We start from the raw sequence: 20,843 nt of genomic DNA on the forward strand, positions 1-20,843 counted from the left end.
CCCCGAGCGGAAGATCTAAGCAACTATAAGATCTGCGAGCCGGGTGACATCATTCTCAACCGCATGCGCGCCTTTCAGGGAGCTATTGGCCTCAGCCACTCCCGCGGTCTCGTAAGTCCAGACTACTTGGTACTACGGCCAGAGGAAGGCGTTGAAGGCCGCTACATCCACCACCTTTTTCGCTCCGCGTGGTTCATTGGTGAGATGACATCGCGCTTGAGAGGAATCGGCGGCACGGAAAGCGGATCGGTACGCACGCCGCGGATTAATGCGGAAGACCTTGGGGAGATCAAAACATCACTCCCCCTGCTGACGCAACAGCGACGCATCGCCGACTTCCTCGACGGCGAGACCGCCCGCATCGGTGAACTTAGGAAGGCTCGCTGGCGCCAGAAGAGCCTCCTTGTAGAGCGGACAAAGCAACGCATCATCGAACTTGCGACAGGCGTTGCCTCCCATAGGACTCTGGCCAACACGGGGAGCCCGTGGATACCTAAACTCCCTGAGGGGTGGCAACTCCTTCCCCTAAAACGCCGATGGACGGTGATTGACTGCAAACATCGCACTCCTTCATATCTAGATAACGGCATTCCTGTGATTAGTCCAGGTGACATCAGACCCGGAAGGTTGGATCTATCTAGGGCGCACCGCTTCGTTAGTGAGGCCGACTATCTTGACCTCGCGGACGACTTGAGGAGACCACGCAGAGGCGACATCGTATACAGCAGAAATGCATCTGTCGGCACAGCTGCATACATCGACACCGATGAAAGATTTACAATGGGCCAAGATGTGTGCAGGATTACAAGCGCGGACCAGGATCAACTTTTTCTCTCCTACGTGCTGAATGCGGTCACACAGGGAGAGATTGAATCACTCCAGATCGGAAGCACCTTCACACGCATCAACATCGCCACACTTCTTGGCCTCGGCATCCCCTGCCCACCCCCTGAGGAGCAGCGTAATATCAGTCTCCAGATGGATGAGGTGAGCCGCCGGGGTAACGACCTGCAGCGCAAGCTGGACCGACAGCTGCAAGTTTTGGAAGAGCGGCGGGGGGCGTTGATTACGGCGGCGGTTACGGGGCAGTTCGATGTGTCCACGGCGTCCGGTCGTGGGGTTACGGAGTAGGGCATGAGTCCGGTGCATGACGAGAGGGCGTTCGGGGACGCGATCGTCGCGGCGATGCTCGAAGGCGGCTGGAAAGAAGGCGATCCGCGCGACTATCGGCCGGAACTCGGGTTGGATACGCGGCAGCTCTTCACGTTCATCGGCGATACTCAGGGCGACGAGTGGGAACGCCTCGTCATGCTCTATGGAGATAGCACCGAGGCCGCGCAGGTCGGGTTCGCCCAGCGGCTCGACAAGGCGATTGCCGAGGATGGGGCACTCACCGTCCTACGCAAGGGCGTGAAGGACCGGGGCGTCCTGATCCGGGTCGCCTACTTCAAGCCGAACCTGGTGCTGGACGACTCCGTCTTGGACGAGTACCGGGCGAACCGCCTGACGGTCGTGCGCGAGCTGGAGTACGCGACCAAGCAGTCCGACAAGGGCAACCGGCTCGACCTGGCGCTGTTCGTCAACGGCATTCCGGTCGCGACGGCCGAGCTGAAGAATCCGCTGACCGGGCAGGGCGTGGAGCAGGCGAAGCAGCAGTACCGCAGGGACCGCGATCCGAGTGAGCTGATCTTCCGGCAGCGGGTGGTGGCGAACTTCTGCGTCGATCCGGATTTCGTCTTCGTCGCGACGCAGCTGCGGGGGCAGAAGACGCGGTTCCTGCCGTTCAACACCGGGTCCGAAGGGCCGGGCCAGCCCGGCGGCGCGGGCAATCCGGCGCCGGTCGAGCCGGGGACGTACGCGACCTCCTACCTGTGGACGCGGATCTGGGAGCCGGACACCTGGCTCGACATGCTCCAGCGGTTCGTCCACGAGCAGAAGAGCAAGAGCGCCGGCGGCCGGACGAGCAAGACGCTGATCTTCCCGCGCTACCAGCAGTGGGACGTGGTGAAGAAGCTCACCGCGCACGCTGCCCGCCACGGAGCCGGGCACAACTACCTGGTCATGGCGTCCGCCGGCTCGGGCAAGTCGAACACCATCGCGTGGCTGGCGCACCGGTTGTCGTCACTCCACACACCGGTCAGCAAAACGGACCTAGCCCCGGAGGCGGTGGCGAACGGTGTCGAGCCAGGGACGCCGGTCTTCGACAAGATCATCGTCATCACCGACCGCCGCAACCTGGACGCCCAGTTGCGGGAAACAATAGGAGCGTTCGAGCAGACGGCCGGGCTCGTGGTGAAGATCGATGAGAAGGTCGGTGCGAAGTCCGAGCAGCTCGCGAAGGCGCTGTCGCAGCAGTCCGGGAAGATCATCACGGTGACGCTGCAGACGTTCCCGGCGCTGATCGACTTCCTGAAGCGCAACCCGACCGAGATCGCCGGTCACCGGTTCGCGATCGTCGTGGACGAGGCGCACTCGTCCCAGTCCGGGGACGCGGCGACGGCGGTGAAGGCTGCCCTGCGCGACTTGGGCCTGGACGCCGACGACGAGGACGAGGGCACCACGACGGTCGAAGCCAAGCTGGAGCGCAAGGCCGAGCAGCGGTCGCAAGCGTCCAACCTGTCCTACTTCGCGTTCACGGCCACGCCCAAGAGCAAGACGCTGGAGCTGTTCGGAACGCTGGACACCGTGGGCGGCAAGCCGACGTACCGGCCGTTCCACACGTACTCGATGCGGCAGGCGATCGAGGAGGGCTTCATCCTCGATCCACTGCGCAACTACGTCACCTACGACACGTACTGGAAGCTCGTCAACAAGAACCCCGACGAGCGCGAGGTCGACCCGTCCAAGGCGAACACGCTGCTGGCGCGGTACGCGATCATGCATCCGTCCACCGTCGCGCAGCACGCGAAGATCATCGTCGAGCACTTCCGGGCGCACACGCAGGGGCGGCTCGGCGGACGTGCCAAGGCCATGGTGGTGACCGCGTCCCGCAAGAGCGCCGTGCAGATGTCCCGCGCGATCAAGCAGCACATCGAGGACATGGGTTACGGCATCGGTGTCCTGGTGGCGTTCTCCGGCTCCCTGACCTACGAGAAGGACGAGGTCACCGAGTCCAAGGAGAACGGCGGCCTGCCCGAGGGCGCCCTGCCCAAGGCGTTCGCGTACACGCGGGCCGACGACCTGACCACCCAGACGGGCGGACGAGGCAAGCCCGAGTACAAGATCCTCGTCGTCGCCGAGAAGTACCAGACCGGCTTCGACCAGCCCTTGCTGACGACGATGTACGTCAACAAGAAGCTGGCGGGCATCTCCGCCGTCCAGACCCTCTCCCGCCTGAACCGCACCACCGACCGCAAGAGCCAGACAGACCTGGCGGTCGTGGACTTCGTCAACGACGCCGAAGACATCCAGGACGCGTTCCGCCCGTACTACGAGCAGGCGATGACCCTCCCCTCGGACCCGAACCTCCTCTACACCGCGCAGAGCCGGGTCATGTCGGCGCACATCCTCGTCAACGCGGAAATGGACGAGTTCGCCCGCGCCTACCTCGAAGCCGAGGAGAAGGCCGGCGGCTCGACCGCACGCTGGGAGAAGCTGCACGCCGAGCTGTACCGGCTGCTGAACCCGGCCGTCGAGCGCTTCACCGCGCTGATCGACAGCGAGGACGACGACGACCACGACACCGCCGAGGACTTCCGCGCCAACCTCAACGACTACGTGCGCAAGTACGGGTTCCTCTCGCAGATCGTCCCGTACCGCGACGCCGAGCTGGAGCGTCTCCACCTGTACGGGCGGCACCTGCTCAACCGGCTTCCCCGGCGCGCCGACGGCGGCGTCGACATCGGCGAGGTCGACCTCAGCCACATGCGGACGGAGAAGACCGGCGAGCACAATTTGAGCCTCACCCCCGAGGGCTCCACGGTGGTGAAGGGCTTCGGCGAGGGCGCCGGCGGCGCTCAGGAGCCGGAGAAGTCGCCGCTCACCGAGCTGATCGAGAAGTTCAACGCCAAGTTCGGCACGGAGTTCACCGAAGAGGACATCATCCAGCCGTTCGAGGAGGCGATGGCCGACCCCAAGGTGAAGCAGGCCGCGGTCGCCAACAACGACCAGGAGAACTTCGGGGTCGTCTTCGACAAGGTCTTCGAGAACAAGATGATGGACCACGTCGACACCGTCGCCACCCTCGGCGAGAAGTACTTCGGCTCGGACCCGGAATTCAAGTCGTCCCTCAACAGCCGCGCCCGCCGCGCGGCATGGCAACTGCTGCGCGAACAGGCCGGCGTCGCCTGATCGCTTGCCTGTCCGGCCGTCCCCCGAGCGAAACGGAGGGCGGCTGGACAGGCGATCTCCGCTCTCGCGAGACTTGACCACGGCGAATCAGGGCGAGTGCACGCGGAGCAGGAATGCCGGTCAGGACCATTGCCGACCGCTATGAGCTGATCGAGGAGATCGGCTCCGGGGGCCAGGGCACGATCTGGCGCGGCTACGACACCGTCCTCGACCGCGAGGTGGCCGTCAAGGCGATCCGCCCGGACATGCTGCTGGCCCCCGAGCACGTCGCCGACCTGGCCGAAAGGTTCCGCCGGGAGGCACGCGTCACCGCCCGGATCCAGCACCACGGCGTCCCGCAGGTGTACGACGCGGTGCTGGACGCCGACTCCGCGGACCGCCTGTACCTGGTGATGCAGTACATCCAGGGCGAAAGCCTGCGGTCCTACATCGACCGGGGCGACCCGATACCGGTCACGTGGGCCGCCGCGATCGGGGCGCAGATCGCCACCGTCCTGTCCCACGCGCACGCGATCCCGGTCGTCCACCGGGATCTGAAGCCCGACAACGTCCTGTTGACCGAGGACGGCACCGTCAAGGTCCTCGACTTCGGGATCGCCGCGATCCTCCGCCGCGACATCACCAGGATCACGGTCACGGGAAGCCCGCTGGGCACCAGCCGGTACATGTCCCCCGAACAGGTCAACGCCGCCCAGGTGACGCCGCAGAGCGACCTCTACGGGCTGGGCTGCGTCCTGCACGAACTGCTGGCCGGAAAACCCGTCTTCGACGGCAACAGCCAGTACGAACTGTGGAAGCAGCACATCACCGGGGAACCCCGGCCGCTTCGCGAACTGCGTTCGGACGTGCCTCCGGAGCTGGAGACGCTCGTCCTGGGCCTGCTCGCCAAGAAGCCCGAAGACCGGCCGGACGACGCCTACGCGGTCTACGAGCGCCTGTTCCCGTTCCTGCCGCCTCCGGGTTCGCCGCCGCTCGACACGAGCCGGCGCCTTGGCGGTATGCCCGACCCGACACTCCTGTATCGGCAGCCGAACGCCCCCCGGCGGCGCGCGCCCCGCGCAGCCCCTGTCGCGGCGCCTCCGACGGTGGTGGACACGCCGACCGCTCCGGCGACCGAGCTTCGGCACGCCATCGGCGACGCCCTCAAGTCGTCCACCGAGCTTCTCGACTCGGGCCGGTTCGCCCAGGCCGCCGACGTGGTCGAAGCGGTCCTCCGCCCGGCGGCGAAGGCGCTGGGCTCCGAAAGCCCGGACCTGCTCGTGCTCCGCTTCCACCGGGCGCTGATCCTCTTCCTCGGCGGCGACTCGCGCACCGCCCTGCCGGAGTTCGACGCCCTGGCCGACGCCTACGCCCGAACCGCCGGACCGCTGAGCGAACGCGCGCTGGAGTCCCGCCGCTACGCCGCCCACTGCCGCGCCACCCTCGGGCAGAACACCGCCGCGCTCGACCAGTTCCAGCGCCTTCTGGACGACGCCACCACCGCCGAAAGCCACGCCAGCGAACTCGCGCTCGACATCCGGTACAGCATCGGCATGCTGCTCCTGTCCGCCGGTGACAAGGACGCCGCGGACAACGTCTTCGAGTCCCTGCACCAAGACCACCTCATCATCGACGGCCCCAACGACGAACGCACCCGCGAAATCGCCGACCTCCTCACCCGCATCCGCATGCCCACGTCCCCCTAACCGGCCGCCCCACCCGCCGCATACCGGACGCAGCGGCCCGGCTGGTGCCCTCGGCAAGCCACGCACTTCCACACGGATGAGCGGTCTGGGCGTATGCGTCCGCGCGGTTCCCGGGCATGACCGCGCGTCGGAATGGGGAGCCGTGATCGCGTGCCGGAACCGGATCGACGATCGCCCCGGCTCGTGGACGGTGGCGGCGGCGGAGCAGGCGGTGGGGACGCCTGTCCGCTGGTCTTCAGGTGCGGTCGATGACTGCGAAGACGATCTTGCCGACGTTGTTCGCGAGGGCGCGGATGCCCCAGCAGCGGGCGTACTGGTCGACGAGGAACAGGCCGCGGCCCGTCTCGCTGTCCGTGTCGGCCGCCAGCAGGTGCGGGAGGCCGCAGGCGGCGTCCTGAACCTCCATCCACAGGGCGTCGTCCTCGGTACGGCTCAACCGCAAGATCACGTCGCCGTCCGTCGCGGACGTCGCGTGCTGGAGGGCGTTGGTCACCAGCTCGCTGGCCACCAGGCACGGGACGAAGTCGTCCATGCCCCACTGGCCGGTGACCAGCCGCACGAATCGCCGCACCTCCGCGACGACCGCGAGGTCCTGCTTCACCACCATCTCGTTCTCCGTCGCCGCCTGCCCCATGACCTCTCCTCACTATGTGTGGCGTACAGCACACAGTGAGCCACTTATCGGGCTACGATGCGGTTGCCTTCGAGATGTGGCAGATAGAGGAAGATCATGCCCTAGAGGGGCACCTTCCACCGAGAGGAAGAAGCCATGCCCCCGCGACGCCCCCGACGTCCCAGCGAATCCCCAGCCCTCATCGCCTTCGGCCGTCAGATGCGCCGACTTCGTGAAGCCAAGGGCCTCAAGCAGGAGACCATCGCTCACCTGACGCAGGTCAGCGGGCCACAGGTCAGCAAGATCGAAAACGGCAAGAAGCGCGCCACCCGCTCGTTCGTGGAGTTCGTAGACGAGCACCTGGAGGCCAACGGGGCGCTCATCAACCTCTGGGAGGACCTCAACAAGGACGGTCATCCCGTCCCGATCTGGTTTGACTGGCCCGCGATCGAAGCCGACGCGGCGATGCTGATCTGCTGGCAGCACTCCGTGATCCCAGGTCTGGCCCAGACGCCCGAATACGCTCTCGCGATCGTGCACGGCAACCAGGAGGCGGCAGATCTGCGGATCAGCCGCCAAGCCATCCTCAGCAGAGACGACGAACGAGGTCCGGCAATCGTCCTCTTCCTGATCGAGGAGCAGGTGCTCTACCACCAGGTCGGCACCGCCGAGACGATGAGAAAGCAGCTTGAGCATCTGATCGAAATCAGCATGTTGCCCAATGTCACGGTTCAAGTAGTGTTGAGCCGCGGCGATCACGACGGCAACATGGGAGCCTTTGTGCTCGCGACCATGGAGGATCGGAGCGAGGTCGCGTATGCCGAAACCGCCATACGCGCGATCACGACTGACGACCCCGCCGACCTCGCCGTACTCGCCCGAACGCTGGTCGATCTACGCGCACGTGCTGTCACGCAGGACATGTCACGGGAGCTGATCAAGAAGGTGGCTGAAGAGCGATGGACCTGACAAACGCCAAGTGGCTCAAGAGCAGTCACAGCGGATCAAATGCCGCCGAGTGCGTCGAGCTTGCCGACTTGGCAGGAATGGTGGCCGGTGCAGGCGCGGGGGTGGCGGTGCGGGACAGCAAGGACCCGGACGGCCCCGTCCTCCTACTGACCCGCACGGCCCTGCGTACCGCCGTCCACTCCACCCCCGGCACCCACTGACCACCCGGCACTGACCACTCCGGCGACCCCGCCCCGCCGAGTATCGGGAGTCGTCGCGTCCCCTTGCCCCCGGACGGCCCGCCGGGTGATGTCGCCCACCACCAGCGGCTTTGATTCGTAGAGCACCGCACCGAGAAAGTGGTGCGGCACCTCGGGCGGGCGGGATTCCGTCGTGCATGCTCTCGCGGCGCGAAGGCGATCTGGAATATGGGGGGTGAGTGTTGCTCGGTTGGCCGGGCGGGTCCCCTCACGGTGTGCGAACGCAAGTGGGCGTTGGATCTTTGCGGGTGGCGTGTGATCCTTAAGGGTCCCGGATGTGTCGGCCGAGTGGAATGGGCTGAGTGGTGGACTCGAACCTTCTCCGCAGATGGGAGGTGTTCGCCCGCGAGCGCATCGGGGCATTTGCCCTTTCCCAGCTCGTAATCGGCATCGGGCTGCTGATGGCTTGGTGCATTCTCTTCGGCCTTTCGGTGGAGGAAGTGTCGGCCACCAGACACGCCGCGAGGGGCGAGGGGGTCCCGGGGACGTTCACCGCGCACCGGACGGAGTGCGGAGAAGGAGGATGCTCCTGGCATGGTGCGTTCACGACCGGCGGCACCTTCCAGCTGATTCTTGGGGACGTCGAACTGAGGGGAGACTCCGGCCGCGCCATCGCCGCCGGAGAGTCGGTGACCGCCCTCGACGTTGGTTCGGGGAACTTTGTGCAGTTGCAGGGCGGCCCGCCGGAGTGGAAAAAACCATCCGATATCGCGATCTTCACCACCATCGTCGGCGGCCTCGGGTTCGGGTTGAACACCATGGTGGTGTGGGGCGTCTACTGGACGCGGGCTTCTCCTGCGGCACGCAGACGGCAGGCGAGGGAACGCGGGCACGGTCGGGAGCGGTGGGGTCGGCGGGCGCGGCCGGGTTCGTCAGCGGTCCGGGTGCAGGTGGCCAGGTCCAAGCGGAAGTCCTTGGCCGGGGTGGTCCAGTTTCTGTCGCTGGTGGCGTTGCTGCTGCTTTTCGTTCCGATATGGAAAGTGTTCAACACGGAGGTCACCCGGGCCGAGGTCGTCGCGGGCTTGTGGGCCCCGGTCTTCGCGCTCGTCCTCGTGGGTGTCGCGGTGCAGACGCTGCGGCTGGTTCTGGCACGTCCCCGGATGTGGGTGACCGGGGATGAGATCGTCCTCCGGGATCCGCTCCTGCTATGGAAGGTGCTGCGAATTCCGCGCGTCGACATTGCGGCGATCCATTACGGATACGAGCCGCGGTCGGGTCCGGTCGAGGGTGACGTGGTCCAAGTGACACCGTTCCTGGAGGAGCTCAACCTCGTCCTGCAGATGCGGGACCACATTTCCCTTCCCGCCCGGCGGCTGCGGTGGGGGAATTGGTTCTGGGTCATGTTGACTCTGCGTGATCTGAAGCCGCAGACGGCCATGCCTCAGCGGGGGCGTCTCGTTCGCCGGCTGTGCCTGCGGGTGAAGGAGCCGCGCAGGGTGGCCGCGGAACTCGACCGCTGGCTGGCAGAGGGTGAGGCGTCACCGCGGCCCGCGCCGGTCGACCAGGCGCATGACGTTCCGGTTCGCACCTACCGCGGCGCCGGCGCCAAGCGAATCAAGCTCAAGGGGAGGCTTGCCCGGCCGGTGCTGGCCGAATTCGTGAACGAGGGACCTGGGACGCTGCGGGCCTGGCTTCGGCGTACCGAGTTCGGTCAAGGGATCCCGGTCATCGGGTGCGGCCCCGAGGAATCGTCCACCACGACCGTGCTCGACGACCGACAGATATCCCACAAACCGCTGACGAGGAGGCTCCTGCACGTCGAGGCCGAGGGCCGGTGGAGCGTCACGATCAGCGGCCCTGAGCGCGCCCGCGGGTTCACCGGCTCGGCCACGGGCAGCGGAACTGAGGTGCTCAGCCACCAGGGGCAGCCCGGAATCGCCGTCGTGACGGTCACGGGCGGTCGTCCCTACCAGGTGCACCTTCGTGGGCCGGACCTGTCCGCGTTAACGGGCTGCGTTCCAGTCGCCGTGGGCAGCCCCCCGCCCGGGGACGAGTCCGCGCCTCCTCCGAGCACGTTCGCCCTTCCCGAACGGGCGATGCTACAGGTGAGAACAAGCGACGCGGACTGGCGGATCGACGTTACGCCCCTGCAACAGGCCGATGCGGACCTCGCCGTCCCTGCCGGAGAACGGGAGGCCGTCAGCGTGCCGCCCACCGGCCACGTCCGGCCGTTCGAGCACTCGATAGAGGGCCATCGCACCGCGGTCGTGCGGTATCTCGGTCCTCCGGGACCTGTGCTTTTCCGCAGCGGAGACGCCTTCGGCCTCGTCCAGCTCGACGCCGATCTGGTCCCCGTTCGCGCACTGGCGCGCCCGGATGGCGACACCAAGGTTCGGCTCCGCTCCCACGCTCTCCTTCAGGTGACCGGAGGCCAAGGCACATGGTCCCTGGTAGAGGCCCATCCGCTTTACTCGCCGCCCCATCGGGGATGATGAGCACACTGGAGCGGCATCTCCGTACGGGCGTGCAGGTCAACGCCTACGCAGCTCGGACGATGTCCGGCCCGGCGTCTGCCGACCTGCCGAAACCGACCGTCGCGCGTTCCGGCAAAGCCTTGACCCCGCCATCGCCACCGACGACCACCTGCGACTTGGGCCGCAGCCAGGGGCCGGGAGGCCGATCCCGGACACAGAATCTTGCGAGGACGAAGCGCTGCCGCCATCGGTGAAGACGTGGACCACTCTGACCACGTGCGACTCTGCTGCACCGCTGGACCATCACCGACCGCACACCCGAGCGGTCACTATTTCCCGCGACAGAAACCTTGCAATACGAATCACATGAGTCGTAACGTGTTCTAGTGGGCGGATACGACATTTGTGACATAGTCCACCGGCAGGATCTACCGTGACCCCGATGACTCCTGTGACCATTCACCTTCATGCAGCCATCCCAGCCGCTAACATCTGCGAAGTCTGATCGTGCATACTCCACGACGCAATTGATCATCGGTCTTTCGCATATCCATACATCCGGGCGACAGGGGAGGTTCGGACCACGATGCTCATCGGGCAGGCGTTGAGAGACGAGCGAATCAAGGGACTTCGACGCCTGATCTTCTTCCTGCCAGGACGCCGCGGGCCGGCGGAGAACAAGCCACGTCCCCGTCCTCATGAGAGCGCAACCGGCTGCCTCTTCTGCCAACCGGATGACCCGTCACTCAACAGGATCCTCTGCGAAAACGACTTGTTCTATGCACGCTTTGACAATTTTCCCGCCAATCCGGGACACATCGAAATAGTCCCCCGAAGGCATGCCGTCTCGTTCTTTGAGTTGGACGATGAAGAGGTTCTCAGCGCGTACAGCCTGATGCGCGAGGCACGGAAACTGATCGACGAGGAACACTTTCCCGAGGCTTACACGATCGGTATCAACGACGGCAAGGCGGCGGGGCGGAGCATCGACCACCTGCACATCCACCTGATCCCCCGACACCATGGCGATGTCGACGATCCTCGCGGAGGCATTCGCCGGGCCGCACCCAACGCGGACCCGGACGCCTGGCAGTGAGACCGGCTAGCGCGTCCCGACCGCGATGAACCAACCGGCGCGGCCGGCGAAGCGGATCCGGACGTCGGTGAATCCCGCGGCCTCCAGGCGGCCCGCGAACGCTTCCGGGTCGACGAACGTGAACCAGCGCCGCCCGTCCAGCGATCCGCCCTCCTTCCAGCCCTCCCCGTCCCCGCTCCGCATGCTGATCGCCGCGATACCGCTCGGAGCAAGTACGCGGTGAACCTCCGCCAGCGCGCGTTCCATCCCGGACGATGGGATGTGGAGCAGGCTTCCCGACGCCCACACCCCGGCCACCGACTCGTCCCGGAGCGGAAGCGCCAGTGCGTTCAGCCGCAGGTAGCCGAGCATGCGCACCTCCTCACGAGAACGGTTTCGGGCCCATTCGAGCATGGCCGGGGCGTAGTCTCCCGCGATGACCATACGGCCGAGCGATGCCAGCAGCCGGGTGTCTCGGCCGCCGCCGCATCCAAGGTCGAGGACGGGCAAGGGACGCGGAGCGAGCCGCGCGAACTCGACGACCTCCGCGCGTAGTCCGGGAAATTTCTCGTAGTCCTCGGAGGCTTCTCCATAAAGGTCCGCATTGGCGTCGTAGCAGCCACAGGTCTGACGGGTGATCTCGCCAACCTCAGACATTCTCGAACCCGTCCTCCCCGACCACGAAGCTCAGTGCATTGAGAATATGCCAGATGCGCTGCGCGTCGAGTGCATCATGACCGTGCGATACATCGAAGCTGATACAGCCCACGAACTTGGAACGACCGTTTCTGATCGGTGTGGCGAAGACCGCGCCGCGATGACGGTAGCGCTGGAACTCGTCCCAGCCGAACCCCATCACGGCATCCGGGCCTTCCTGTGCCCGATATGAGGAGAATGCGGCCTCGTCGACCAGGTCACGAGCGAGCTTCGCCACATCGACGCTCACTTCCTGGTCGAACTTCCAACATAGTCCCACGACGCCGACACCCGGAGTCGGGCGAATCCTACGAGTCGCCGGTGACGCGCCGAGACGGTAAGTGGCCACGCGCGTGAGCTCACCGTGAAGCGGATGCCGGTGATTGCGCTTCCGTTGCCAGATGTGCAGCCCCAGATCGCTCACCGCGATCTCGGGCGTCACCACTCGGCAGACTTCGATCAGTTGCCCGAAGGCGGTGAGGACATGCCTGCGCATGACCAGCCGGCGCTCCACGCGAAGACGCTGAGACCACGATTCGCAAGGGGACACGACACCGAAGAATCCGGCGGTCAGGAGCAAAACGATCAAGATGTACGAGTGATCACGCTCGACGTCTTTCCACAACTCCCCCGAGGGGAAGCCGTACTGCTTACCGGCGAGCAGCACCGTTGCCGCCAGCACGATCGAGCGGTCTATCGTACGCGCCGCCGCCATCTTCATCTACCGCTCATCCCCGTTCGGCACACCGCAGTCTCGCCGTGCCCTTGCCAGAACATACCCGGGGTGAGTAACAATATGGGCACCGACTTCGCGGGGTAATATTTTGGCCAGTCAAACAAAGAAAATAGGCCAGTCCGAATTGTGGTCGAGGTGACCCATGACCGAACGGGACTCTTGTGCCGGGTCCGATTTCTGTCAAGAGCTCGCGGGAGCCGAGCACGTCACCTTTCATCGCGTCTACCGCGGATCTCCGCCGGGAAGAATCATCGGACGTGGCAGCGCCCTCGCGCTGCTCGCGGACATGTCGCCACTGACCTGGGGACATCTGCTGCTGGTACCGACTGCCCACTACGTCAGCTTCGGTGCGGTGATGGGCGACCACGCCGAGGACGTGGCAACGGCACTTAAGCGGATAGTTCCCCTATATGCGGCCAGTTTCGGCAATCCGGTCTTCCTTGAGCATGGCTCGACAGTGGGAATGGAAGGCTCCGCATGCGTCACCCACGCCCATATTCACCTGCTCCCCCTTCCGTTCAGGGAGGTCAACGCGCTGATGGCCAGAGATGGCCTGACATCGACCCCATTGGGCGGCCTAGCCGATCTAGAACAGTTCGGATATGACGATCGCCCGTACTTCTATTGCGGGGACACGGCCGAACACCAGGTGTACGCTGCGGTGCAGGCGAGGCCCCGCCAATACCTCCGATCAGTGGCAGGGCGGATTCTGGGCATCCCGGACCCGGAATGGGACTACGCAGTCGTCGTCCGCAAAAACGTCCTGATGGCGACGATGAAAGAGACCGCGTGCTGGAGGCTTTCGCTGCCTTAGGCCATTCATAACGGCTGAGAGTTGAGGATGGGATGGGTTCCACGCAGAGCACCGGCATCGCCTCCGACGAGCCGACGCGGCTGGCCGACATAATCGCGCCCATGTTCGAAGGGCAGTCAGGATGGTCGCAGCGGCTGCAGGACGGAGTGCGGGCCGAACTCATCGCGGGCGCCGACGCGCAAGACGATTGCGCCGTCATCGGAATCGACGGCCCCATGGAGATCGTCGTCGGATCCGACTACGTCCGCGGGCCGAAGTTCCAACTGTACGAACTCGGCCACCTGTCGAACTACGACATCGGCTACTACCTGGCAATGGCCAATCTCAGCGACATCGCCGCCATGGGCGCGCTGCCGATCGCCCTTCTGACGGTCGTCCGCTATCCACGCTCCCTGCCGGACGACGACTTCACGGCCCTCATGGAAGGGATCCGCGACGCCTGCCGGCAGGTCGGCGCGCCCAACGTCGGAGGCGACATCGGCAGTGCGGAGAGGATCATCCTGTCCGCGTCCGCCGTGGGCATCGTCGAGCGAGGCGGATCACTGCTGCGGACCGGTGCCCGCGCTGGAGATCGCCTCTGCGTCACCGGGCCGACAGGCATTGCGGCGTCCGCACAGCGCTATTTCGGCGGTCGCGACCGCGGCTCGGCGAAACTCCCGCCGGCCAAGGAGGAAGCGCTGATCTCCGCATGGCGACGTCCCCAGGCGCTCGTGCGAGAAGGACGCTCCCTGAGCACAAGCGGTGTGGTGACCAGTTGCCAGGACACTTCCGACGGCTTGAAGGCGGGCATCCAATCGCTGGCCGCCGCCAGTGGCGTCGGGTTCGTGGTCGAGGAGAGCGCACTCCCCGTCGCCGACATCGTGGCGGAGGTCGCACGGCTGACCGATGGGGACCTCACTTCGGTCATCCTGGGCGACTCGGTGGACTTCCAACTGGTCTTCACCGTCGCGGAAGACGGAGCATCCCGGCTCTCCAAGATCTTCGCGGACGCCGGTCTCCATTTCTGCGACATCGGCTACGCCACCGAGGAACGCAAGGTACGGCTGAAGCGCACGGACGGCCGGGAGCAAGATCTTCCCGGGGTCCCCTGGCGCCACGCCACCTGAGTCGGCCGGAGGGCGGGGGCACGTGGGCCGCACACGGTCGCCGCATCCTTCGCTTGATTCACTCAGCGGCGGTGGCGGCGGCGGGGGATGTCCTGTGCGAGCTCCACGATGAAGCCGTCCGGGTCGGCGACGTGCAGGGTGCGGTGGCCCCACGGGCGGTCGGCGGGGCCGCTGAGGATCTCGGCCCCCAGCGCGCGGAGCCGTTCGGCTTCGGTGTCTACGTTCTCGACCATGAAGACGACCTCGGCCGCCGGGCCGGGCGTGGTCCGGGTGTTGGTCAGCCAGTCGGCGCGACGCTGCTCGTACAGCGCGAACCTGGTGGTCTCGGTGGCGAACTCCGCGTAGCCCGCGTCCTCGAACTTGAACGCAAGGCCGAGCACGTCCCGGTAGAAGGCGATCGACGCGGCGAGGTCGCGAACGTACAAGATCACATAGCCGAGCCTGGGTGTCATGCAGACCGTGGTTCCCAACGGCTCCCCTGATCACCTCCGGCGGCACGGTGGCGCGGTCGGTGGGAGCGGATTCGCAGGGACTCCTCTCCGAGGTCGCTATGAAGAACGCTCGGGGAGGGTCTGGACGGCCATTTGGAGTTGGTCGTGGGCGGCGACCATGGCCAGGGCGCGTTTGGGGGGCGGGAGGTTCTCATGGCATGTCGCCCACAGCAGCTGGCGGGCGAGGGCTACGTGCCATTCCCAGCGCCACCGGGTGTTGTCCTCGTCTTTCGTGAGCACCGGGCAGACCCTCGGCAGGTTGGTGGCCAGCCAGTTCAGGGCGCTCACCGCCGCCACCGTGCCCGGGGTGGACGTCACGGCGGCGTCGACCCGGTCGCCGGTGGAGAAGCGCGTGACGACGCTCCGCCAGGTGGCGAAGCCTGCGAAGAACATGGACTCGGCGCCCGCGTCCACGCTGCGCATGATCAGGTCGACCGCGAAGCGCGCCGGGTCCACGGCCCAGTGAGCCTCGCCGAACAAGCTCGGGTCGATGAGGGTGGGCGTGGCGTGCCGGCCCTGGTAGACGAGCACGTTGCCGCCGTGTAGATCACCGTGCGCGTAGGTGTGGAACGTGTGTCGCGGCAGGGAGCGGGGCGAGACTCCTGGGAGACGGCCGTCCAGGACGAACTCGCTGAGCTTCTGCACCAGACCAGGTACCGCGTCGCCCAGGCCACAGCCGTCCGGCCGGCCCATGACCTCGCTGTAGTCCTGCAAAGCCTGCCGGACCTGGTGCTGCCGGTGATGGCTGAGCTGCAGCAGGCTTAGAACGTCCTCGGTCTCCTGCAGGTTGGCCCTGTACAGCTCGTGCAGCGCCTCGATGAACAGGATTTCGAGGACGTCCTCAACGACCGCGGGCGGCGGGCCACCGGCGAGCCAGGCGCGCATCGTCGTCGCCTTGTTCGCCAGCGCGGAGCACACGGCGTACCACCCGTTGACGGGTCCCACGGGCTCGTCCAGCAGCCGCCTGACCAGCCAGCTGGACAGCACCCGCTCGGCGAGCCTGCCGCGCTCGACCTCCTCGCGCAGGGACCGCTCGTCCCGGCTGATCTTGAGAACGTGGTGCGGCGGCCCGGCGCCGTCCACCTGCGCGGAGACGCTGCACACGGCCGCCCCCGACACCCCGGGCGTCAGGAAGCCGACCGTCATCTCGCGGGCCTCCAGCCCCTCCCTCCGCAGCACGGCCGCGTACAGCTGCGTCAGCGTCGGGGCGCCGACCTCGTGGACGAGTCCCTGGAGGGCCGGGTCGCGTTCGTCGGCCATCCGCAGCGTCATCTCCACGACCGTGCCGCGGTTCAGGAGGTGGGAGCGGATCTCCTCGGCGATGGCCGCGGGGTTCTTGACCACGGAGTCCTCGCTGAACTCCGAGCGCCGGACGACCCGGTGCGCGCCGTCCCGTTTCGCGTTGTCGAAGAGGTCCTTGCGCCGCGGGTCGCCGGTGCTGATCGCGAAGATGAAGGTGTCGCGGGAGCGGGCGCGGGCGGCGCGGATGAGTTCCAGGCCGCGCGGCTCGTCCTCGTCCTCCATGTCGGTCCGGACGAACAGCAGGTCCACGATCACCAGCTCGAACGGCTCCTGGTGCCTGATGAGGTCGATCGCCTCGTCCGGGTCGGTCGTCGTCGTCCAGGTCACCTGCCAGCCGAACTCGTGGAACCGGACGTCGAACCGCTTCCGGATGCCGTCGATGTACTTCTGGTCGTCGTCGACCACCAGTGCCCGGATCGGCTTCACATCCCCGCTCCTCTCCACCGCGCCAGCGTGATCACGGCCTCGAACGTCCATGGACCGTCGCTCAGGGGACGCCCCCGCAGGGTCGCCCCGAACGGCCGGAGGCGCTCGTTGAAGGACCGCACGCCCCGGCCCGGCCGGCCGCTGGGCCGGGTCCCCGAGTTGCGGACGACGACCCGGACGTCATTCGCGTCGTCGAACTCGCAAACGGCGTGGATGCGGCACTCCGCGCCCTCGATGCCGTGCCGGACCGTGTTGTCCAGCAGGTGCTCCAGCACCTCGTCCAGGAGCTTGTGGGGGCAGAACACCAGGGCGTCGGCGGCTCCCTGCGGATCGTCCACCGTGACGCCAAGCACGGTCTCCAGCCGGGGCCGAGGCTCGGTCGGGGCCGACTCCACCAGTTCCACCAGCAGGGCCGGCTGCTCCGAGTCGGGGAGGTGCGCCGCCAGGAACATGTGGTGCCACCACCGGATCCCGTTGAGGACTTCGCGACGCTGCGCCGACCACGACCGTTCCTGTGGTTCCCAGGGGCCCGCCAGGAGCACCTCCAGGCTCTCGGTGAGAGTGCGCAGCTCCGTGACGTTCGGGTCGTTGGCCAGGTCCAGGAGCCGCTCCTGCTCGGGCGGGCCGAGCCGGTCGGCGACGAACTCGCCGGCCAGGACGTCCGCCAGCGCCGGGAGGTTCGCCAGCGCGTGCTCGTCGAGGCGCCGTTCGCAGCCGCGCCATTCCCGGAGGATCTGCTTGACCTCCGCCGGTCCGGGCCGGCCGTTCGGGAGGTCCTCGACGAAGTCCCGCACGTGCAGCAGATCCGATTCCAGCCGGTGCCGCCGCACGGCGCGCCGCAGGTCCTCGCGCAGGCGGTGCCATGCCGTCTGCGGGTCCTGCGGACGGGTGCGGACGCGGTGGTCGGCGATGGTGATCAGATGTTCGAGGACGCGCACGTGGTCGTCCACCGGCCGTCCCCCGGGCACCGTCCCGGCCTCCGTTCCCGGGCTCTCCAGCTGGTCACGGCAGTTGATGAGATGGTCTCTGAGGATTCCCACGTCGATCGGGGAGTCGTGCGACGGCCGCCGCAGCAGCCGGTAGCACTCCAGCAGCATGTGATCGACGAGCACCGCCTCGTCGAGCACGACCGGGAGCAGCCGGGGCAGCGAATCGACCAGGTCCTGCGGCGCGGCCACGGCGAGCACCGTGAGCGCCTGCGCCCGCAGCCAGGGCGACTCGGTCTGGGCTCTTTCCAGGCCCGCGCGGTCGATCTGGGCGAGCAGCTCACGGGCCACGCCGAAGCGCAGCGGGGGGAGTTTCAGCCATTGCTGCTCCGCTGCGAGCAAGCGGAGGAGGTTGTCGCGGGACCACTCCTGTTCGGAGGCCCCCCGCGCCAAGGCGCCCAGCCTGTCGATGACCTCCTTGCGCTTGCCGGTGTCGCGCAGGGCGCTGCGCAGAAGCCCGCGCCAGCGGAGGTAGTCCACCATGTCCCGGCCGCTGACCGGCACGGTGAACAGGTCGACGGCCGCGTTCCGGGACACCTCCGACGGGTCCAGCGGGCGGAGCTGCTCGTGCAGGAGTTCCGCGTGCCGCCGCAGCCGGCCGGGCGTGTCGTCGGCGACGAGTTCGAGATAGCGCCGCCGCGTCGCGCACATGGGGCAGTCGTGCTCCTCCAGGCCGGTGAGGCTGCTGATCCCCAGGAACCGCACGACCACCGGCGTCACCCGGCGGGACGGTGCCGCGCCGGACGATGCGCCGCCGGACGATGCGCCGCCGGACAGTGCGCCGACGGACGGTGCGCCGCCGGACAGTGCGGCGACCGCGCCGGCGGTGCCGTCCACCGCCCGGCACATCCGCAGCACCTGGGAGTCCTGCTCGTCGAGCTGGTCGAGCACCGCGACGGCCACGACGCCCGCGGCGGCCTCGGCGGCGGCCAGCCGGATCATCTGCCGCAGCGTCGTCGCGCTGACCGCGCCCCAGTCGACGATGATCACCAGGTTCCCAGTGGTCCCGGAGCCGAGGTCGCTCGGGAACATCCAGCGGTTGCCCGCCACCCAGCGGGGCACCCCCACGAGCTCCGCGGCGCCCTCGCCCCGGTCCGCCATGCGGCGCCGGACGGCGTTGGCGAGCTGCGCGGCCGGTGCCGTCGCCGGCCCGGGATGCCAGATCTGGACCGGCGTACCGGCCAGGCCGACCCCGTCGTCGGCGGCCAGTTCCGCGCGGGCGCCGCGGACCGTGTCGAGGATCGCGTCGGTGATCCGCGCGCTGTCATCGGCGTGCTGCAGCAGCCGGTCGAGCTGGAGGACCGCGCTGAAGTGCATCCGCCGCGCCCCCTCGACGTGCCCGAGCCGCAGGGTCTCCGGATCGGCCATGCACCAGCGCAGCAGCTCGTCCTGCGGGACCGGCTCGCTGGGCGGGACGACGGGACGCTGCGGACGCCGCATGATCGGGTCGATGTTCACGACCTCCGCGTCCGCCGCCTCCTCCCGCTCCCGCAGCCGGACGTCGGTGAGCGCGATGACGGGGATCGTGCGGTTCAGTATCCGAACCGGCCCGCGCTCGTCGCGCGCGTCGATGACGCACACGATCGCCTCCGGTTCGGTGCGCGCGGTGACCAGGCCCGCCGCCGTCCGCCGGACGCCGTTCTCCGTCAGGAGCAGGTCCTCGCACAGGACCACCCGGGTACCGTCCCTGACCCGGTCGCCGACGGTGAAGCCGTCCAGGTCGAACTCGCCGGGCGTGGTGTGGCACCCGCCGCCGAACATCAGGTTCCGGCTGAACCTCGTGGCGAGGGCGCGGACCACCGGGGTCCGGGTGCTCGTCATCACCGCGCCGTCCGGCGGCATCGGCCCCAGTTCCCGCTCCACCTTCCGGGCCAGCACGAAGGCCGCGATCTCCGGCCCGATGATCGAGGCCAGCAACTGGTCGATGTCGACCCAGCGGTTCGTGATGCCCAAGGTGGGGCCGCGGAAAAGCCCCCGCCTGACACCGGGGCCGGCGGTGCGGACGGCGTCGGCGAGCCTGCGGTAGACCGCCTCCTCGATGACCCGGACGGCGTTCAGCGGAGAGACGCGCAGGGCCACGTTCTCACCCCACGGGCTCAGCACGGCGGCGTGGGCACGGAGCACCCGCTCGAACCCGGCCGGTGTGCCGCCACCGGCGAGCCAGCGGCGTTCGGCCTCCCGCAGCGGTCCGGTGCCGCCCGCCATGAGCAGCCAGCCGAGGAGCTTGTGCAGCCGCCGCGTGCCGCCGCACCAGGTGACCTCACCGGAGGCGCCCATGATCAGGACGGGCGCGCCGGTTCCGTCTTCGGAGAGGTCCCGGGGCGGTCGCTCGCCGTTCATCTCGAACTCGGAGATCGCCAGGTCGAGCAGGAGGCGGTCGGCGTCGGGAACGACCATGATGACCGGCGCCGTCCCGGCGACGCGCACGGCGACGTCGAGGGCCCTCCTGAGCGCCGCCTGGGCCTCGGTGCCCGCGGGTTCGCTCCCGAGCGACCCGACCGGGACGGTGGCGACTACCCCGCCGAGTCCGGGGTCGGCCCGGACCTTCGCGGCCTCGTCCGCCAGCCGCCGGGCACTGTCGGGGGTGAGGCCGTGCTCAAGGTCGAGCGTGCACTCCACCCAGCTCAGCCGGCTGTCGGAAGGACCCGCCGGCCGCTTGCCCCAGGGGATGTTTCGGCCGGGAGACCTCGTATCGGCGAAGATGTTCAGTTCGGCCAGGGTGCCGACGCCCGGCCCCAAACCGTCGAGGGCGATGCGGCGCCCTTTGCCCGACCGGCCGTACAGCAGCCCGGCCATCACGTTCGACGACCGGATCGTCACGCTTCCGCCGTAAGCCCGCACCACCGTCGCCACCCGGGACAGGCCCCGGACACCCCGATGCGAGGCCCCCTCCTGCCTGCCGTTGGACCACTTCTCGATCGCGGAGAAGATCACCTCTTCGGGGGAGGGAGGCGGATGGTCAGCGGCAAAGTCCCGGCCGGACGTGTCTTCCGTCCTGGGG

15 protein-coding genes are annotated in these 20,843 nt (G+C 67.5%); 9 read left to right on the plus strand and 6 right to left on the minus strand.

Going from position 1 to position 20,843, the window contains the following annotated elements; translation table 11 throughout:
• Window positions 1-63 precede the first annotated feature (63 nt).
• The 3 genes from E1200_RS07280 (at window position 64) to E1200_RS07290 (ending at window position 5,975) form a co-directional block, all read left to right on the plus strand.
• Window positions 64-1,131, plus strand: coding sequence for a restriction endonuclease subunit S (locus tag E1200_RS07280; protein WP_165950234.1), 1,068 nt, complete (start codon window positions 64-66; stop codon window positions 1,129-1,131).
• Between the two features lie 3 nt (window positions 1,132-1,134).
• Window positions 1,135-4,290 carry a type I restriction endonuclease gene (locus E1200_RS07285; protein WP_131951031.1) on the plus strand — a complete coding sequence of 1,052 codons (3,156 nt, stop codon included), beginning with the start codon at window positions 1,135-1,137 and terminating at the stop codon, window positions 4,288-4,290.
• 113 nt (window positions 4,291-4,403) lie between these two features.
• Window positions 4,404-5,975: a serine/threonine-protein kinase gene (locus E1200_RS07290; protein ID WP_131951032.1), complete on the plus strand. Its 1,572-nt coding sequence runs from the start codon at window positions 4,404-4,406 to the stop codon at window positions 5,973-5,975.
• Window positions 5,976-6,210: 235 nt separating this feature from the next.
• Here E1200_RS07290 and E1200_RS07295 read toward each other — a convergent pair whose 3' ends face one another.
• On the minus strand, window positions 6,211-6,609 hold the full coding sequence (locus E1200_RS07295) for an ATP-binding protein (protein ID WP_131951033.1): 399 nt from the start codon (window positions 6,607-6,609) through the stop codon (window positions 6,211-6,213).
• 135 nt (window positions 6,610-6,744) lie between these two features.
• Between E1200_RS07295 and E1200_RS07300 the strand changes: the two genes are divergently transcribed.
• From E1200_RS07300 to E1200_RS07315, 4 genes are all read left to right on the plus strand, one after another.
• Window positions 6,745-7,557 (plus strand): helix-turn-helix transcriptional regulator, encoded by an 813-nt coding sequence (locus tag E1200_RS07300; protein ID WP_131951034.1) that lies wholly within the window; start codon window positions 6,745-6,747, stop codon window positions 7,555-7,557.
• Window positions 7,548-7,757, plus strand: coding sequence for a DUF397 domain-containing protein (locus tag E1200_RS07305; RefSeq protein ID WP_131951035.1), 210 nt, complete (start codon window positions 7,548-7,550; stop codon window positions 7,755-7,757). The genes E1200_RS07300 and E1200_RS07305 overlap by 10 nt, the downstream gene beginning before the upstream one ends.
• A gap of 341 nt (window positions 7,758-8,098) precedes the next feature.
• Window positions 8,099-10,228 carry a hypothetical protein gene (locus E1200_RS07310; RefSeq protein ID WP_131951036.1) on the plus strand — a complete coding sequence of 710 codons (2,130 nt, stop codon included), beginning with the start codon at window positions 8,099-8,101 and terminating at the stop codon, window positions 10,226-10,228.
• Window positions 10,229-10,796: 568 nt separating this feature from the next.
• Window positions 10,797-11,306, plus strand: coding sequence for an HIT family protein (locus E1200_RS07315; RefSeq protein ID WP_131951037.1), 510 nt, complete (start codon window positions 10,797-10,799; stop codon window positions 11,304-11,306).
• Between the two features lie 6 nt (window positions 11,307-11,312).
• Here the strand turns inward: E1200_RS07315 and E1200_RS07320 are convergent, their stop codons facing one another.
• Together E1200_RS07320 and E1200_RS07325 are read right to left on the minus strand one after the other, a co-directional pair.
• Entirely contained in the window at window positions 11,313-11,942 is a 630-nt protein-coding gene (locus tag E1200_RS07320; protein WP_131951038.1) for a class I SAM-dependent methyltransferase, read from the minus strand.
• The gene (locus E1200_RS07325; protein ID WP_131951039.1) at window positions 11,935-12,702 is read right to left on the minus strand and encodes a hypothetical protein; all 768 of its coding nucleotides are present in this window, start codon (window positions 12,700-12,702) and stop codon (window positions 11,935-11,937) included. The genes E1200_RS07320 and E1200_RS07325 overlap by 8 nt, the downstream gene beginning before the upstream one ends.
• A 157-nt stretch (window positions 12,703-12,859) precedes the next feature.
• Between E1200_RS07325 and E1200_RS07330 the strand changes: the two genes are divergently transcribed.
• Window positions 12,860-13,531 (plus strand): HIT domain-containing protein, encoded by a 672-nt coding sequence (locus E1200_RS07330; RefSeq protein WP_131951040.1) that lies wholly within the window; start codon window positions 12,860-12,862, stop codon window positions 13,529-13,531.
• A 32-nt stretch (window positions 13,532-13,563) separates the two neighbouring features.
• Window positions 13,564-14,637: a thiamine-phosphate kinase gene (gene thiL, locus E1200_RS07335; protein ID WP_131951041.1), complete on the plus strand. Its 1,074-nt coding sequence runs from the start codon at window positions 13,564-13,566 to the stop codon at window positions 14,635-14,637.
• 62 nt (window positions 14,638-14,699) lie between these two features.
• Here thiL and E1200_RS07340 read toward each other — a convergent pair whose 3' ends face one another.
• The 3 genes from E1200_RS07340 to E1200_RS07350 all read right to left on the minus strand — a co-directional run bounded on the left by E1200_RS07340 (window position 14,700) and on the right by E1200_RS07350 (window position 20,662).
• Window positions 14,700-15,068, minus strand: coding sequence for a VOC family protein (locus tag E1200_RS07340; protein ID WP_207933224.1), 369 nt, complete (start codon window positions 15,066-15,068; stop codon window positions 14,700-14,702).
• A gap of 117 nt (window positions 15,069-15,185) precedes the next feature.
• Window positions 15,186-16,856 carry a response regulator gene (locus E1200_RS07345; protein WP_131951043.1) on the minus strand — a complete coding sequence of 557 codons (1,671 nt, stop codon included), beginning with the start codon at window positions 16,854-16,856 and terminating at the stop codon, window positions 15,186-15,188.
• Complete coding sequence (locus tag E1200_RS07350) at window positions 16,853-20,662, minus strand: hypothetical protein (protein WP_131951044.1); 3,810 nt, start codon at window positions 20,660-20,662, stop codon at window positions 16,853-16,855. The genes E1200_RS07345 and E1200_RS07350 overlap by 4 nt, the downstream gene beginning before the upstream one ends.
• Window positions 20,663-20,843: the final 181 nt, after the last annotated feature.

Origin of the sequence: Actinomadura sp. GC306, assembly GCF_004348665.1 — a bacterium.
Classification (GTDB): domain Bacteria; phylum Actinomycetota; class Actinomycetes; order Streptosporangiales; family Streptosporangiaceae; genus Spirillospora.